The organism is Halomonas faecis, from assembly GCF_010993975.1.
GTDB lineage: Bacteria > Pseudomonadota > Gammaproteobacteria > Pseudomonadales > Halomonadaceae > Halomonas > Halomonas faecis.
This window is the reverse complement of sequence record NZ_JAACZO010000037.1, coordinates 1-1,133: the sequence shown is the minus strand read 5'-3', so window position 1 is coordinate 1,133 and position 1,133 is coordinate 1. Positions and strand designations below refer to the sequence as shown.

Sequence of the window (1,133 nt, the reverse complement as noted above, 5' to 3'; positions counted from 1 at the left end):
ACGTCTCGTCGTATCCGTCAATCGTGCGCGTCATGCGCAGACCCCTTGGGGTTATATGGTCAAGCCTCACGGGCCATTAGTACCGGTTAGCTCAACGCCTTGCAGCGCGTCCACACCCGGCCTATCAACCAGCTGGTCTTGCTGGGCCCTTCAGGAGGCTCGAGGCCTCGGGGATGTCTCATCTTGAAGGGGGCTTCCCGCTTAGATGCCTTCAGCGGTTATCCCGTCCGCACATAGCTACCCGGCAATGCCACTGGCGTGACAACCGGAACACCAGAGGTGCGTCCACTCCGGTCCTCTCGTACTAGGAGCAGCCCTTCTCAAACATCCAACGCCCACGGCAGATAGGGACCGAACTGTCTCACGACGTTCTAAACCCAGCTCGCGTACCACTTTAAATGGCGAACAGCCATACCCTTGGGACCGACTTCAGCCCCAGGATGTGATGAGCCGACATCGAGGTGCCAAACACCGCCGTCGATGTGAACTCTTGGGCGGTATCAGCCTGTTATCCCCGGAGTACCTTTTATCCGTTGAGCGATGGCCCTTCCATACAGAACCACCGGATCACTAGAACCTGCTTTCGCACCTGCTCGACGTGTCTGTCTCGCAGTCAAGCACCCTTATGCTCTTGCACTCATTGCACGATGTCCGACCGTGCTGAGGGTACCTTCGTGCTCCTCCGTTACGCTTTGGGAGGAGACCGCCCCAGTCAAACTACCCACCACACACTGTCCTCACACCGGATCACGGTGCCAAGTTAGAACGCCAATGATGCCAGGCTGGTATTTCAAGGTCGGCTCCCCCCGAACTGGCGTCCGGGGTTCCAAGCCTCCCAGCTATCCTACACAAGCAACATCAGCGTCCAGTGTGAAGCTATAGTAAAGGTTCACGGGGTCTTTCCGTCTAGCCGCGGGTACACCGCATCTTCACGGCGATTTCAATTTCACTGAGTCTCGGGTGGAGACAGCGTGGCCATCATTACGCCATTCGTGCAGGTCGGAACTTACCCGACAAGGAATTTCGCTACCTTAGGACCGTTATAGTTACGGCCGCCGTTTACCGGGGCTTCGATCAAGCGCTTCGCCGGAGCTAACGCCATCACTTAACCTTCCGGCACCGGGCAGGCGTCA

The 1,133-nt window shown here is 57.5% G+C and carries 1 rRNA gene; it reads right to left on the bottom strand.

Features of this window, described 5'->3' with window-relative positions:
- Positions 1-55: 55 nt before the first annotated feature.
- Positions 56-1,133 (bottom strand): 23S ribosomal RNA (locus GFD32_RS13185); the annotation flags it as partial.